Consider the following 13,557-nt stretch of genomic DNA (forward strand, 5'->3'; position numbering starts at 1 on the left):
ATACGACAAAGATACCCAAAGTACGATGGCAGTTCCTATTTATCAAACGACGGCATACGAGTTTAGAGATGTCGAACATGCGGCAAATCTGTTTGCCCTCAAAGAGTTGGGGAATATCTATACCCGTTTAAACAACCCTACTACCGATGTTTTTGAAAAACGTTTTGCAACTTTAGAGGGGGGCGCGGCAGCTCTGGCGACTTCGAGCGGAATGGCGGCGATTTTCTACGCTATCGCCAATGCGGCGGAAGCGGGAGATAATATTGTCTGCGCTCGTCAGCTCTACGGCGGAACATTGACCCAAGCATCGTATACATTGAAACGTTTCGGGATTCAAGCTCGCTATTTTGATGTTCAAAATCCGAACGAGATTGAAGCTCTGGTAGATGATAAAACCAAAGCGATCTTTTTCGAGACGTTGACCAATCCGAGTATCGATGTGGCTGATATTGCGGCGATTAGCGCAATCGCTAAAAAACACGGCATCCTTACGATCGTGGACAATACGGTAGCGACTCCGGTATTGTGCCGTCCATTGGAACACGGTGTCGATGTTGTCGTCCACAGTGCGAGCAAATATACGACAGGTCAAGGGCTTGCCATCGGCGGGATCATGGTAGAGCGTAACGGTTTAGTTGATTTCATCAAAGGAAACGGTCGTTACCCGCAGTTTAATGAAGCGGATGAGAGTTACCACGGTTTGGTCTATGTCGATGTACCGTTGCCGTTGTTTACCCTTCGTGCCCGCTTATCACTTTTACGTGATTTGGGTGCGGTTGTATCGCCGTTTAATTCGTGGCTCTTTATCCAAGGGATCGAAACCTTATCGCTCCGCATGAGAGAACATTCGCGTAACGCTCAAGCGGTTGCGGAGTTTTTAGAGTCTCATCCGTTGGTCAAAAAAGTGAACTATCCGGGGCTGAAAAGCAACAGCAATTACGCAAATGCGCAACGGTATTTCCAAAACGGCATGTCAAGCGGCTTGCTCAGTTTTGAGGTAGAGAGTTTTGAAAAAGCGAAACAGATCGTGGATGCGACCAAACTTTTCTCGTTGGTCGTTAATATCGGCGATTCTAAATCGATCATCACCCATCCGGCATCGACTACCCATCAGCAACTCTCCCCAGAAGAGTTGGTAGCGTGCGGTGTACCATCAGGTCTTATCCGCCTCAGCATCGGGCTGGAAGCATCCGAAGATTTGATCAATGATCTTAAAGCAGCGTTGAGCGCATAAAAAAAGGGCTTTATGTTAAACCTTCAAACCGCCAGTGAACATTTTACCAATCCGCTCTATTTGGAGAGCGGACGTATCTTGGAACCGTACGATATTGTTTATGAGACGTACGGTGAGCTCAATGTTGCCAAAGATAACGTCATTGTAATCTGTCATGCCCTGACCGGATCGCATCATGCGGCAGGGACGTATGAGGGGGATAACAAAAGCGGCTGGTGGGATGGACTCATAGGGCAGGGAAAAGCGGTCGATACCGACAAATTTTTCGTGATCTGTACCAATGTCATCGGGAGCTGTTTCGGCAGTACCGGACCGATGTCGATGCGTTATCCGTATAATGACGCCTATCGCTATAAGTTTCCGGTCGTGACCATTTTGGATATGGTGAAAGCTCAACGCATTTTGTTTGATCGTTTGGGGATTCATCAGGTTCATGCCGTGATCGGCGGATCGATGGGGGGGATGCAGGCACTCGCATTCGGTGTCTATTTCCCGAATTTTGCCAAAAAGATCATCGCTATGGCGACGACTGCGGCGACACAGCCGTGGGCAATCGCATTTAACAAGGTAGCCCAAGAGGCGATCCTCAAAGACCCTGAGTTTAAAAACGGCTATTATGACCCAGCCATAATACGGGAAAACGGTCTAAGCGGCATGGCGATCGGTCGTATGGCGGGGCATATCAGTTTTCTATCCCCCGATTCGATGGAGCGTAAATTCGGTCGTGAATACAAACGCAATGACGGGCTTTATGAGCTTTTCGGTAAGTTTCAGATCGAATCGTATCTGGAGTACAACGGCTATAATTTTACGAAATGGTTTGATCCGCTATCGTATCTGTATATCACCAAAGCGATCAATATTTACGATCTCTCGCGAGGGTTCGATTCGATGGAAGAGGCACTGAGCAAAATCAACTCTGAACTCTATTTGGTCAGTTTTGAAAAAGATTTCCTTTTCCTCCCAAGCGAAATGGCGTCTATTCACTCTACGATGAAGGCGATCGGGAAAACAAACAGCGATTATTTTGAGGTCGAGAGTGACTACGGGCATGACGCCTTTTTGGTAGAAATCGATAAAATTGAGAATTATGTTCGGGAGGCACTATGAAGAGCGAAGAGAGTTTTGAGACCAAGATCACCAATGCCAAAGCGATCCTAGAGAAGCTAATGGACCCCTCTCTAGCAATGAATGAGAGTGTCAAAGCGTATGAAGAGGGGATGAAAGAGCTCCGCGCTGCGGAAACGATGCTCCAAAATGCCCAAATGCAGATCCAAATCATCAAGAATCAGGAGCAATAATGCGTGTCGCCATACTCCAACTCCCTTCCATCGGAATGGGGAGCAACAAACTTGAAAACTATGCTCGTGTCGCCCACCAAAAAGGGGTTAAGCTCGTTTTGATGGGGGAATACCTCCTCAACCCGTTTTTCAAAGAGTTGATCCAAACTCCGGTATCCATGATTGCAGAACAAAGTGCTCATCAAATCGAAACGCTAAAAGCGTTAGCCGCCAAATATGAACTCACCTTTGTCGCTACAATTGTTACGGTAAAGAAAAAAGAGTGTACTAAAATGATTGCCAAGGTGAATGCCCGAAGCGTTACCTACTATCCTCAGCAATTTTTGATCAATTACCCTCACTGGAATGAAGAGAAATTTTTCAATAATCCGATTGAGCCGGTTAAGCCACCTATGATTTTTTCATGCGAAGGGTTTAAATTTGCCGTAATGGGCGGGTTTGAACTCCATTTTGACCCGATGTGGGAAGCGGTTACCTCCAAAGTGGTCGATGCGGTTTTGGTACCGAGTGCATCCACCTTTGAATCGCATAACCGTTGGCGTGAGTTGATCAAAACAAGAGCCTTTACTCATAACTGCTATATCCTAAGAGCCAATCGAGTCGGAGAGTATTGTGACGAGCAGCATGCTTGGAAATTTTACGGTGATTCGATGGTTGTCTCTCCCGATGGGGAGATCGAAGCGGATCTCGGTAATACCGAAGAACTTTTGATTGTAGACTTGGATCGAAAGAGCCTTAGCGAATCACGAAAAGGGTGGGGCTTTAAAGATGCCCTGCGAAAACGAAGATAAAACATGATGCACTATTTCCACCGTCAGGTACAGTTGTGGGGGGAAGAGACGCAATATTTACTTCAATCGAAGAAGATAGCGATTATCGGCAGCGGAGGGCTAGGAAGCTCATTAGCGTTCGCTCTGGGAGCATCTGGGATCGGTGAGATTCACATGATCGACTTTGATACCGTGAGTCTCCATAATATCCATCGCCAAATTGCTTTTAAAACGGGAGATGAAGGTAAATTTAAAGCCGAACTTTGTGCCTCTTTGATTGAGGAGCGTTGTCCGTATGTCAAAGCCTATTCGCATGTCTGTAATTTCGATGAGTTTATTCAAAAAAATATAGAAGTGGATCTGATAATCGACGCAACCGATAATCTCCCCTCTCGCGGTGCGATCAATACCTATGCAAAATCAAAAGGTTTACCGTGGGTATACGGATCGGTTGAAGCGTTTAACGGTCAGGTGTGTTTTTTTGAAGAGGCTTCGTTTACGGAACTGTTTAAAATAACCTCTAAAACCCCTGCGGGGATTGCGGCACCTATCGTGATGCATATTGCTTCATTGCAGGCAAATTTGGCATTGCGCTATCTCGCGGGGCTGAGTGTCAAAAAAGATAAACTCTACTATCTTTTCTTCAATGACGAGGGGGAGTTGGTAACGCAGAAATTTGCGCTACCAAAATCAGAAGATTAAATTCTGACTCGAAGAGTCAAAATTATAGCGTTGAAATATATTTAGCTAATGCGTCGATCTGAGCATCGTTAAGCCCTTTGGCTTGTCCTTGCATGAGTGCTTTCATCTCTTTGCCGTAGGTGCCGTTCTGGTACCCTTTGAGCGCCTCTTTCACTTGTGCTTCATTAAAGTTTGCAATAATCTGAGATTTATTGAGTGCCGCTTTTTCCGCTTTGGCTCCGTGGCACGAAACACATTTTTGAGCGAAAAGTGCTGAAGCGTCAATGGCGGCTGTTTCTACAGCAACTGGGGTTGATGGAGTTGCTGTTACCGGAGGTGTTGATACGGATGCATTGGTTTCGATCGATGCTGTTTGATTGACCTCAATCGGTGCCGTAGTCTCTGATGTCACAGGTGCTTCGGTTGGTTTGGAATCACTGCATCCGATTAAAAGAAAAGAACAGAGGATAGGGGCAAATAGTTTCATTCAGAAGACTCCTAAAGTAGATTAGGCAGTTTACGATAAGTTAGTTTGATTTTGTTTTAAATGAAGAAAAATAGAGAAGAAATTTCGCACCGAAGTGCGAAAAAGAAATAAGTAAAAACTTATTGAGCAGTAGCGTTAGCTTCTGTAGCGTTAGCTTCAGTAGCGTTAGCTTCAACTGGTGCAGCAACTTCAGCAGTCATGTTAGCTTCTTCAACAGCCGGTGCTGCTTCTGTAGTAGCAGACTCGCTGCATCCGATAAACATTGCAGCCAAAAGCAACGCAGAAATGATTTTCATCATGGTAAGGCTCCTTAAAAAAATATGGCGGAAGTATACCACTAGAACCCCTATACTTGTCAAGTGTTTTAGAACAATTTGATAAATATTTTTTGAACCCCCCTAAAATAGGGAGTTGTGAGAGATCAAAAATTTATCAAAATAGTCAAAAATTAGCGTAAAACAGTGACATAGGCACAACAGTTTTTATGTTTTTTTGACTTTTTTAAAGGTTGTTTACTAATTGTTGTCTTTTTGAGGGCATTTACAAGCGAGAAAATAGTGAGTAGATTTGGGAGAGATTGCCTCTATAAGAGGCAATTATCGTCCGGCAGGAAGAAGATCAGGCAGGGGAGGTGTTTGTGTTTCATTCCATCCGCCTCCTAATGCTTTATACAAAGAGATAGTAGAAATAAGGGCATTTTGCTTCGCAATAATAAATTGTTGCGATGCTTGGAGCCATTGTTGTTGTACGAGAAGCATATCACTGTAGCTGATAGTGCCAACTTTATAACGAAGTTTGCTTTGGGTTAGTGCTTTTTCGATAGCGGTCGTACGAGTGTTTTGATACCCTATCTGCTCTTGAGCCTTAGACCTTTGAGAAATGGCGTTATCGGTATCGTTAAACGCGCTCACAATCGTTTTTTTGTACTGAGCGATGCTTTGGTTTCGATCGGCTTCCGCTGTTTTAACTTCACCCGCAATCCGTCCGGCGGAAAAGATCGGTACGCTTACCGACGGAGCTATTTCCCAAAGTCGTGCCGGATTCGATACGAAATTAGTGAGTTCAAGGCTTTGTATTCCTAACATCCCCGTGAGTTTAATACTTGGATAATAAGCCGCTTTGGCAACCCCTATTTTCGCATTAGCGGCGATTAGGTTTTGTTCAGCCGATGCAATATCGGGACGTTGGGATAAAACCGACGAGGGGAGTGCATCTGGGATGCTAGGGATACTAATCGCATCAATCGATGAAACACTGACGTGTGTAGGATTGCGACCTAAGAGGATGTTAAAGGTTGATTCTTCGGCACTTTTGGAAGCTTCCAGCTGGGACAGAGTTGCTTTAGCATTTTCATGTTCCGATACCGATTGCAATAAAACACTCTCGGAAATAACGCCGTGTTTGTATTTGAGGTCGTTGAAGCTCACTAACTCATTGGTAAGGGCTACATTTTGGCGGGCTAGATCGATCTGACTTTGAAGAGAGGATAGTTTCACATAAGATGCGGCAACACTCGATGCGATCGAAAGTTTAATGGTTTGAGACGCATAGGAGCTCGACAGTAGTACCGCACGCGCCGCTTCATTGGCACGACGTACTTTTCCGAACAGATCGATCTCATAACTCGCTAACGATAAAGAACCCGCATAGGTCGACGTGATTCCCTCACGGAGCTGATAACCGCCGTTAGAAGCGTTATCGACCGATTTACGGTTCAAAGAGCTGGATGCATTGATTTGAGGGTAGAGATATGACTTTGCTTGATCAAACTGTCCTAGCATCGCATCGACGGAGGCTTGGGAAGATTGGATGTCATAGTTTGTGTGTAACGCCTCTTCCACCGCTTGGGTTAAAGCGGTATCGTTAAACGTTTGCCACCATGCACTATCGAGTGCGTGCGCAGATGTCGTGTTTGTCTCGTTATGGATAAACGTTTTGGGAACGGCAATATCGGGGCGAACGTAATCCGGTCCGATAGCACACCCCCCGAGGAGTCCGGCGAGGATGAGAGAGAGGGAAATGTTATTCATGATCGACCCCTTTTGAAGTAGCGAATTTCTCCTGAGCGGTAGCGACCCAGTAGTAGAGGAACGGGATAAAGTACCGTTCGATAAAGGTTGCGGCGAGCATCCCTCCGAACATGGCAACACCGATAGAGAAGCGTCCCATCGCCCCTGCACCCGAGCTGAAGATAAGGGGGAGCATCCCTGCCAAAAAGGCAAACGAGGTCATCATCATCGGACGGTAACGAAGGCGTGCCGCTTCCATGGCTGAATCGTAGACACTTTTCCCCATCAGTCGCTGCTCTTCGGCGAACTCGACGACCAAAATCGCATTTTTAGCCGAGAGGGCGATCAGGGTGAGCAGACCGATCTGGAAGAAAACGTTGTTGTTGAGAAACGGAATCAGCCATACTACCGTATACGCCCCCATAATTCCATACGGTACCGCGAGCATGATCGAGATCGGCAATGTCCATCGCTCATACAAGGCTGAGAGGATCAAATAAACCATCACAAGTGCAAATGCCATAATCATCAGAGCTTTGGAACCGACGAGTTTCTCTTGGAGATATAACCCTTCCCAGTCGTAACTGATTGTATTCGGTAAGACGGTATCTGCTTTGGCTTCTAAGATTTTGATCAGATCCCCTGAACTGTATCCCGGTGCGGGAGAACCCATGACGGTCGCACACAGAACGCCGTTAAAGTGCTCAATCGAGGAGGGTGCACTTGACATTTTGGCGGTGACTACCGAAGAGAGCGGTACGAGCTGTCCGCTGGAAGAGCGAACCCATGCGCGTCCGATGTCTTCCGGAGTCGCACGGTACGGTGAATCCGATTGCATTTGTACCCAGTAGGTTTTACCGTTTTTATCAAACTGGTTGACGTACATGGCTCCGATGGTTGCTTGGAGCGTTTGGTAGACATCACTGATAGAGAGGCCCATCATTTTTGCTTTTTCGCGATTCACTTCAACCATGAGCGTCGGCGTATTGATGTTCATGGTCGTCATCGGGTTTTTGATGCTAGGCTCAGTACGCAGATCGGCGACGAACGTATTGGTTGCTTCGGCAAGTTTTTTATAATCGTTATCCCCCGGTTGCAAAAGGCGCAAAGAGAACATATCCGATGGTCCCATACCTCGAATCGGCGGCGGAGGCATTGCAAACACTTTCGCCTCTTTGATACTCCCTAGTTTCGGTCCGAGAGAATTGAGAATACCGAATACCCCTAACTCTTTGGTCGGGCGCTCTGACCACGGCTTGAGTCGGGTAAAAATAACCGCGGAGTTTGGTTCTTGGGAAAAGGTGAGGATATTAAGCCCTGTAATCGCCGTATATTTATAGATACCTTCTTGTTGGGCTAAAATCCCTTCCACTTGTTTGACTACTTCGAGTGTACGGTTTGCCGTAGCCCCTTCGGGAAGATTGACACTGGTGATAAAGTAACCCTGATCCTCCATCGGTAGAAAAGCGGTTGGAAGCGTTTTATGAAAAAATCCGATGAAAAAGTAGGTTGAGAGATAGATAACCAAGAAAATAAGCGATTTACGGATCATGAATCCGGATCGGCGAACGTAGTTTTCGGTCATTGCTCCGAATTTACGGTTAAACCAGCGGAAAAAGCGAGCCGGTTCGTTTTCATGGTGTTTGAGGATCAATGCACCGATAGCCGGGGCAAACGTAAGAGCCATAAATCCTGAAAATACGACCGAAATAGCGATGGTTGCGGCGAACTGTTTGTAAAGCTGACCCGTCATACCGCCCAAAAAGGTTGCGGGAATAAAGACGGCACACATCACGAGGACGATGGCGACGACGGGACCGGAGATTTGGGACATAGCTTTGATCGCCGCTTCGCGAGGAGATAACTTTTCGCTCTGTAAAATCCGCTCCATATTCTCGATAACGACGATGGCATCATCGACGACAATCCCGATCGCGAGAACGAGACCAAAGAGGGTGAGAGTATTGATCGAGTACCCTAAGAGATACATACCGATAAACGCACCCGTGAGCGAGATCGGAATCGAGAGGATCGGGATCATTGCCGCACGGGAGCTTTGCAAAAAGAGATAGATAACCAAACTAACCAGAACGATCGACGCTAGGAGGGTAAAGACAACCTCTTCGATCGAAATTTTGACAAAATCGGTCGTATCGTAGGGGATGTCATAGGCGATCCCTTTGGGAAATTTTTTGGAAAGTTTTTCCATTTTAGCGGCAACGGCGGCAGAGGTGTCGAGTGCGTTGGCATTGGTATCGGCGAAAATCCCGATCATAGCAGCGGGTTTACCGTTTACCCGTCCGAAAAATTCGTAGTTTTGGCTTCCCAGTTCCACGCGGGCAACATCGCGCAGACGGATCATCGAACCGTCAGTTTTAGAGCGGATAATGATGTTTTGAAACTCTTCAGGGGTAGAGAAACGTCCTTTGGAGGTGAGCTGCATCGTCCACATCTGCTCATCGTTTGTCGGAGCTTGTCCTAAACGCCCCGGAGAGACTTGAAGATTTTGATCTTTGATTGCGGCGGCGATTTCAGAACTGCTGACCCCAAGAGATGCCATTTTATCAGGGTTAAGCCATACACGCATGGCATAGTCGCGTTGACCGAAGATTTGGCTTCTTCCCGCTCCGGGGATTTTTTTGATCTCATCGAGGAGATTAGCCGAGATATAGTTACTGATTCCCGTCGCATCGTAGCTTCCATCGGGAGAGGTGATCGCCACGATGAGCAAAATATCAGAGGTTTTTTTCTGTACGGTGACCCCTAAATCGCGGGTCGTTTGCGGAAGTTGTGCTAAAACCGAGTTGATACGGTTTTGGACATCGACCGCCGCCATGTCTTGATTGACTCCGATGTTAAAGGTACACGTGATCGTAGCGCTTCCCGGAAGGGCGGCGGCTTTGGAACTCATGTACATGAGCCCATCAGCCCCCGAAATCTGTGATTCCAGAGGGGTTAGGATATTGTTCGCGATGGTTTGCGCATCCGCACCCGGATACTGCGCCGTAACGACAACGGTAGGGGGAGTGAGATTCGGCAACTGCGAGATCGGAAGCGTTTTAATCGCTACGAATCCGAGCAGCATGATAATCATCGCGATAACGGCGGATAAAACGGGACGATTGATGAAATATTTAGAGAACATTATTTGTTACCGTTCGGAATGATTTCCGCTCCCGGTTTGAGTTTAGGCAATGAGTCTGCGGCGATTTTATCTCCGGCTTTGACACCGCTTTCGATGAGGATGTTTTCACCCACCCATTCCCCTACAACAACGGGTTTTGGGCTTACGGTTTTATTGGCTTCGATACCGTAGACGAATTTCCCTTTTTCACCCGTTAGGAGTGTTTTTTGGGGAACGTAGAGGGCATTTTTCCACTCCATCCCTTTGACCTTGACTTGGACGAACTGCCCCGGAAGGAGTTTATGATCGCTGTTGTCGATCTCGGCTCGGTAGGTGATGTTTCCGGTGGTCGAATCGACAAACGGTGCGATGAAGTTAATAGAGCCTTTTCGTGCCAAGGTTGTTCCATCGCTGAGGGTAAGTTCAATCTCGTATTTACCGTCTTTAGGAGCGGTGAGTTTACCGCTGGCAATCGCATTTTGACGGGCTAGTTTTTGGTTTTCGCTAAAGGTGAAGTTCACATACATCGGATCGGTTTGATACACGGTGGTGAGCAATCCGTTTGCCCCTGCTGCGACGTAGGTACCGACATCGATTTTGCTTTTATCGACGAATCCGCTCATAGGTGCTTTGATAGCGGTATAGCTGAGGTTGAGTTTGGATTGATTCAATGAAGCTTTTGCCGCAGAAAGGGCAGCGGCTGAGTTGCGCTCATTGGCGGTTGCGGTGTCAAGCTCTTGTTGGCTTGCGGCGTTCGCCTGAGCCAAAGGTTTGATACGTTCTAAGACAGCTTTCGCGTTGGTATAGTTAGCCGATGCCAGATCGTACGCCGCTTTGGCACTCTCCAAAGAGTTTTTCAAGTCACTCGGATCGATAACAAATAAGGTATCCCCTTTGTTCACGAATGAACCTTCGGTGTAGGAGCGATGTTGAAGGTATCCGTTGACACGTGCATAGATTTGAACCGTATTGTAGGCTTGTGTTTGTCCGGTTGCTTGAAGGATGGCGGGAAAATCACCCATTTTGACTTCGGTGGTTGTTACGGGAACGGGACCCTCTGGCGGTTTTTGCATACCGGCGGCTTTGGGACGTTCACATCCGCTGATGGCGAGGATGAGGGCGGTGGATAGAGTAATAGTGCTTAGGCGGTTCATTCAGATTCCTTTGAGGTGTAGTTGAGGGTGAAACACATCTGTTTTAAGACGCGTAGTGTGATAGCGAGTTCGTTTGGATCGATTCCTTGATGAATGTATCGGGTCGCTTCCGTCAAAACGTTCATCGTAGGTTTTTCCAATGCGATCCCCTGAGGGGTCAGGGTGACATGATTGCACCGTTTATCCGAACATGCGGTTGCTCTTTGGATGAGAGAACGTTTTTCCAAACCTGCGATAAGACGGGTTACGGACGTTTTATCTTTTCCGACGAAATCGGCGATATTTTGTTGGGTAGAGGTTCCCTCTTTCCACAATACGACCATCACTTTGAACTGCTCAATCGTCATATCGATCCCGTTTAGAGCGAGTTGACGAGTTAGATAATTGCGCGCCGCCATAGCGGAGTGGTTGGTTACACACCCTAGCGATTCTTCAATCGGGCATTCACATCGATTCATAAAAAACTCCTAAATAGTTGATTATGCAACTAATTGGGCGAATTGTATTTTATTTGAGTCTCGAAAGTCAAGGGATATTTGTTAATAATGTTAATAGTTCAGGAGAATATATGCGCTATAATCCGCCGATTTTTATACAAAAGGGTTTTCGTGCGTATGTTTCGATGGTTTTTGATGGTTGCGGTTTTGGTAGGTTCTTTATGGGGTGCGGTAGCTCCTAAAAAAGTCCCAGTGTTGTGTTATCACCGTTTTGGGGTGGAAGTTGCTGATTCGATGACGATCAAAAACTCCGCATTTGCCGAGCAGATGGAGTGGCTTAAAACAAACGGTTATACCGTTATTTCACTTGATACGGCGATGCAATATGAGCAGGGTAAAATCAAATCGATCCCTACCAAATCGGTCGTTATTACCGTCGATGACGGACACAAAAGCGTCTATAGCGATATGGCTCCTATCGTCAAAAAATACAAGATCCCCGTGACGCTGTTTATCTATCCGAGTGCGATCTCGAACGCCAAGTACGCGATGACGTGGGAACAGCTCCGTGAACTCGAAACAACGAAACTGTTTCACGTCGAATCTCACACCTATTGGCATCCGAATTTCAAAAAAGAGAAGAAATCACTCTCTGCGGAGGAGTATGCAAAATCGGTCGATAAACAGCTAAACGGATCGAAGAAAAAACTCGAAGAAAAAATGGGACATGAGATCAAATATCTCGCCTGGGTATTCGGTATTTACGATGATGCACTCCTCGTGGATGTTAAAAAGGCAGGATATACGGCGGCATTTACGATCGATCGCAAACACGCTTCATCGAGTGATAATCCAATGGCGTTAGGACGCTATATGGTAGTGAGCAAACATACGATCAAAGATTTCGAACACATGGTGGACGGAACCGAAGATCGGATGATCCCCTCTAAAAAAGAGGTCGTCAAATACTAAATGTCAGCATCAAGGCGCTATAATATAGGTAATTAATTCCACAATAAAGAATGTCCTTTGCATTTTGAACCGTACCCATTTGAAAAACTCAGCTCCCTTTTAGAAGGGATTACCCCAAATAGCGCCTATTCTCCGATCGCTTTGACCATCGGAGAACCGCAGTTCGAGACCCCCGCTTTTATCCAAAAGTCGTTGGCAAAACATTCCGAAGAGCTTCGCCGTTATCCGAAAACGGCAGGGGAAGCGTATCTAAACGACTCGATGCGCGGGTTTGTTGAGAGCCGTTTCGGGGTAAAACTGAAACCGAATGAATTGGTCAGCTCGTTCGGGACACGGGAAGTGCTCTTTAATTTCCCTCAATATTATCTGTTCGATAAAAAAGAGCCGGTAATGGCGTACACCAATCCGTTTTATCAGATTTACGAGGGTGCGGCGATTGCGTCACGTGCGCGGGTAATCCATCTAAACCTGACCGAGCAAAACAGCTTCAAACCGATCATCAACGAATTAGAACTTGCCGAATGTGATTTGGTCATCTTGAATTTTCCGAACAATCCGACCGCATCGGTGCTGAGTCTCGAAGAGTTGGGCGACTGGGTGAAACTTGCCCTCAAACACGATTTTTGCCTTATTAACGACGAGTGCTACAGCGAGATTTACACCGATCAGAAAATCCCCTCACTCCTCGAAGCGTCGATCTATGTCGGCAATACGTCGTTTAAAAATGTCCTCGTTATCAACTCGATCTCCAAACGCTCTTCCGCACCGGGACTCCGTAGCGGATTTATCGCGGGGGACGCTGAGATACTAAAAGGATACGCGCAGTATCGCACCTATGTCGGATGCGCTTCTCCACTTCCATTGCAAGCGGCGGCGGCGATGGCGTGGGCGGATGAGTATCATGTGGCAAAAGCGCGTGCGGTATACGCGGAGAATTTCAAAGCGGCACAGGAGATTCTGGGGATTACAACCTCCGATGCGACTTTTTACGTTTGGCTCAAAGTACCTAACGCACTCGAATTTACCCAAAGATTGTACCGTGACTATAACGTGAAAGTTTTACCGGGGGAATTTTTGGCACGCACCGATGCGTCAGGGGAAAATCCGGGCATCGGCTATATCCGTATCGCTCTTGTCGAAGAGACGGTTCGCACTATCCAAGCACTTGAGCGCCTAAAGGAGGCATTGTTATGCAAGAACTAAAAGATAAAATTTTCCAAGCCCAAAGTGAGGGGGATATTGCATCCCTCTATGTCCTAGAAGCCCAAGTCCATGAGACATTCGATGAAGATACATTGATGGCGTATTATGCCAATATCCTCGATTTGGCGTTGGAGCGTCTCACCAATGCGTTGGAAAATCTCGAAAAACTTGACATGAACGAAGTG

Annotated in this window: 13 protein-coding genes and 1 pseudogene; 8 read left to right on the forward strand and 6 right to left on the reverse strand. The window is 46.7% G+C overall.

Going from position 1 to position 13,557, the window contains the following annotated elements; all coding sequences use genetic code 11:
* From VFW36_RS07390 to VFW36_RS07410, 5 genes are all read left to right on the forward strand, one after another.
* A partial coding sequence (locus VFW36_RS07390) for an O-acetylhomoserine aminocarboxypropyltransferase/cysteine synthase family protein (RefSeq protein WP_329658170.1) occupies positions 1-1,234 on the forward strand: 1,234 nt, incomplete at its 5' end.
* A 12-nt stretch (positions 1,235-1,246) separates the two neighbouring features.
* Complete coding sequence (gene metX / locus VFW36_RS07395; protein ID WP_329658171.1) at positions 1,247-2,344, forward strand: homoserine O-acetyltransferase MetX; 1,098 nt, start codon at positions 1,247-1,249, stop codon at positions 2,342-2,344.
* Positions 2,341-2,535 (forward strand): exodeoxyribonuclease VII small subunit, encoded by a 195-nt coding sequence (gene xseB / locus VFW36_RS07400; protein WP_329658172.1) that lies wholly within the window; start codon positions 2,341-2,343, stop codon positions 2,533-2,535. Before metX ends, xseB begins: the two co-directional genes overlap by 4 nt.
* Entirely contained in the window at positions 2,535-3,326 is a 792-nt protein-coding gene (locus tag VFW36_RS07405; protein ID WP_329658173.1) for a carbon-nitrogen hydrolase family protein, read from the forward strand. Before xseB ends, VFW36_RS07405 begins: the two co-directional genes overlap by 1 nt.
* A 3-nt stretch (positions 3,327-3,329) precedes the next feature.
* Positions 3,330-4,007: a HesA/MoeB/ThiF family protein gene (locus tag VFW36_RS07410; RefSeq protein WP_329658174.1), complete on the forward strand. Its 678-nt coding sequence runs from the start codon at positions 3,330-3,332 to the stop codon at positions 4,005-4,007.
* A gap of 22 nt (positions 4,008-4,029) precedes the next feature.
* On the opposite strand, the gene VFW36_RS07415 is transcribed toward VFW36_RS07410, so the two are convergent.
* The 6 genes from VFW36_RS07415 to VFW36_RS07440 form a co-directional block, all read right to left on the reverse strand.
* Complete coding sequence (locus VFW36_RS07415) at positions 4,030-4,473, reverse strand: c-type cytochrome (protein ID WP_329658175.1); 444 nt, start codon at positions 4,471-4,473, stop codon at positions 4,030-4,032.
* Positions 4,474-4,592: 119 nt separating this feature from the next.
* On the reverse strand, positions 4,593-4,772 hold the full coding sequence (locus VFW36_RS07420) for a hypothetical protein (RefSeq protein ID WP_329658176.1): 180 nt from the start codon (positions 4,770-4,772) through the stop codon (positions 4,593-4,595).
* Between the two features lie 297 nt (positions 4,773-5,069).
* On the reverse strand, positions 5,070-6,503 hold the full coding sequence (locus VFW36_RS07425; protein WP_329658177.1) for an efflux transporter outer membrane subunit: 1,434 nt from the start codon (positions 6,501-6,503) through the stop codon (positions 5,070-5,072).
* Complete coding sequence (locus VFW36_RS07430) at positions 6,496-9,627, reverse strand: multidrug efflux RND transporter permease subunit (protein ID WP_329658178.1); 3,132 nt, start codon at positions 9,625-9,627, stop codon at positions 6,496-6,498. Before VFW36_RS07430 ends, VFW36_RS07425 begins: the two co-directional genes overlap by 8 nt.
* Entirely contained in the window at positions 9,627-10,760 is a 1,134-nt protein-coding gene (locus VFW36_RS07435) for an efflux RND transporter periplasmic adaptor subunit (RefSeq protein ID WP_329658179.1), read from the reverse strand. Before VFW36_RS07435 ends, VFW36_RS07430 begins: the two co-directional genes overlap by 1 nt.
* Positions 10,757-11,218: a MarR family winged helix-turn-helix transcriptional regulator gene (locus VFW36_RS07440; RefSeq protein WP_329658180.1), complete on the reverse strand. Its 462-nt coding sequence runs from the start codon at positions 11,216-11,218 to the stop codon at positions 10,757-10,759. The genes VFW36_RS07435 and VFW36_RS07440 overlap by 4 nt, the downstream gene beginning before the upstream one ends.
* Before the next feature lie 156 nt (positions 11,219-11,374).
* Here VFW36_RS07440 and VFW36_RS07445 point away from each other — a divergent pair, with 156 nt between their 5' ends.
* The 3 genes and pseudogenes from VFW36_RS07445 to VFW36_RS07455 form a co-directional block, all read left to right on the forward strand.
* On the forward strand, positions 11,375-12,169 hold the full coding sequence (locus VFW36_RS07445; protein WP_329658181.1) for a polysaccharide deacetylase family protein: 795 nt from the start codon (positions 11,375-11,377) through the stop codon (positions 12,167-12,169).
* Between the two features lie 57 nt (positions 12,170-12,226).
* Positions 12,227-13,372: a succinyldiaminopimelate transaminase gene (locus VFW36_RS07450; protein ID WP_329658182.1), complete on the forward strand. Its 1,146-nt coding sequence runs from the start codon at positions 12,227-12,229 to the stop codon at positions 13,370-13,372.
* Positions 13,360-13,557, forward strand: a pseudogene (locus tag VFW36_RS07455) (hypothetical protein); the annotation flags it as partial. The gene VFW36_RS07450 and the pseudogene VFW36_RS07455, both read left to right, overlap by 13 nt.

The organism is Sulfuricurvum sp. (genome assembly GCF_036279695.1).
GTDB lineage: Bacteria > Campylobacterota > Campylobacteria > Campylobacterales > Sulfurimonadaceae > Sulfuricurvum.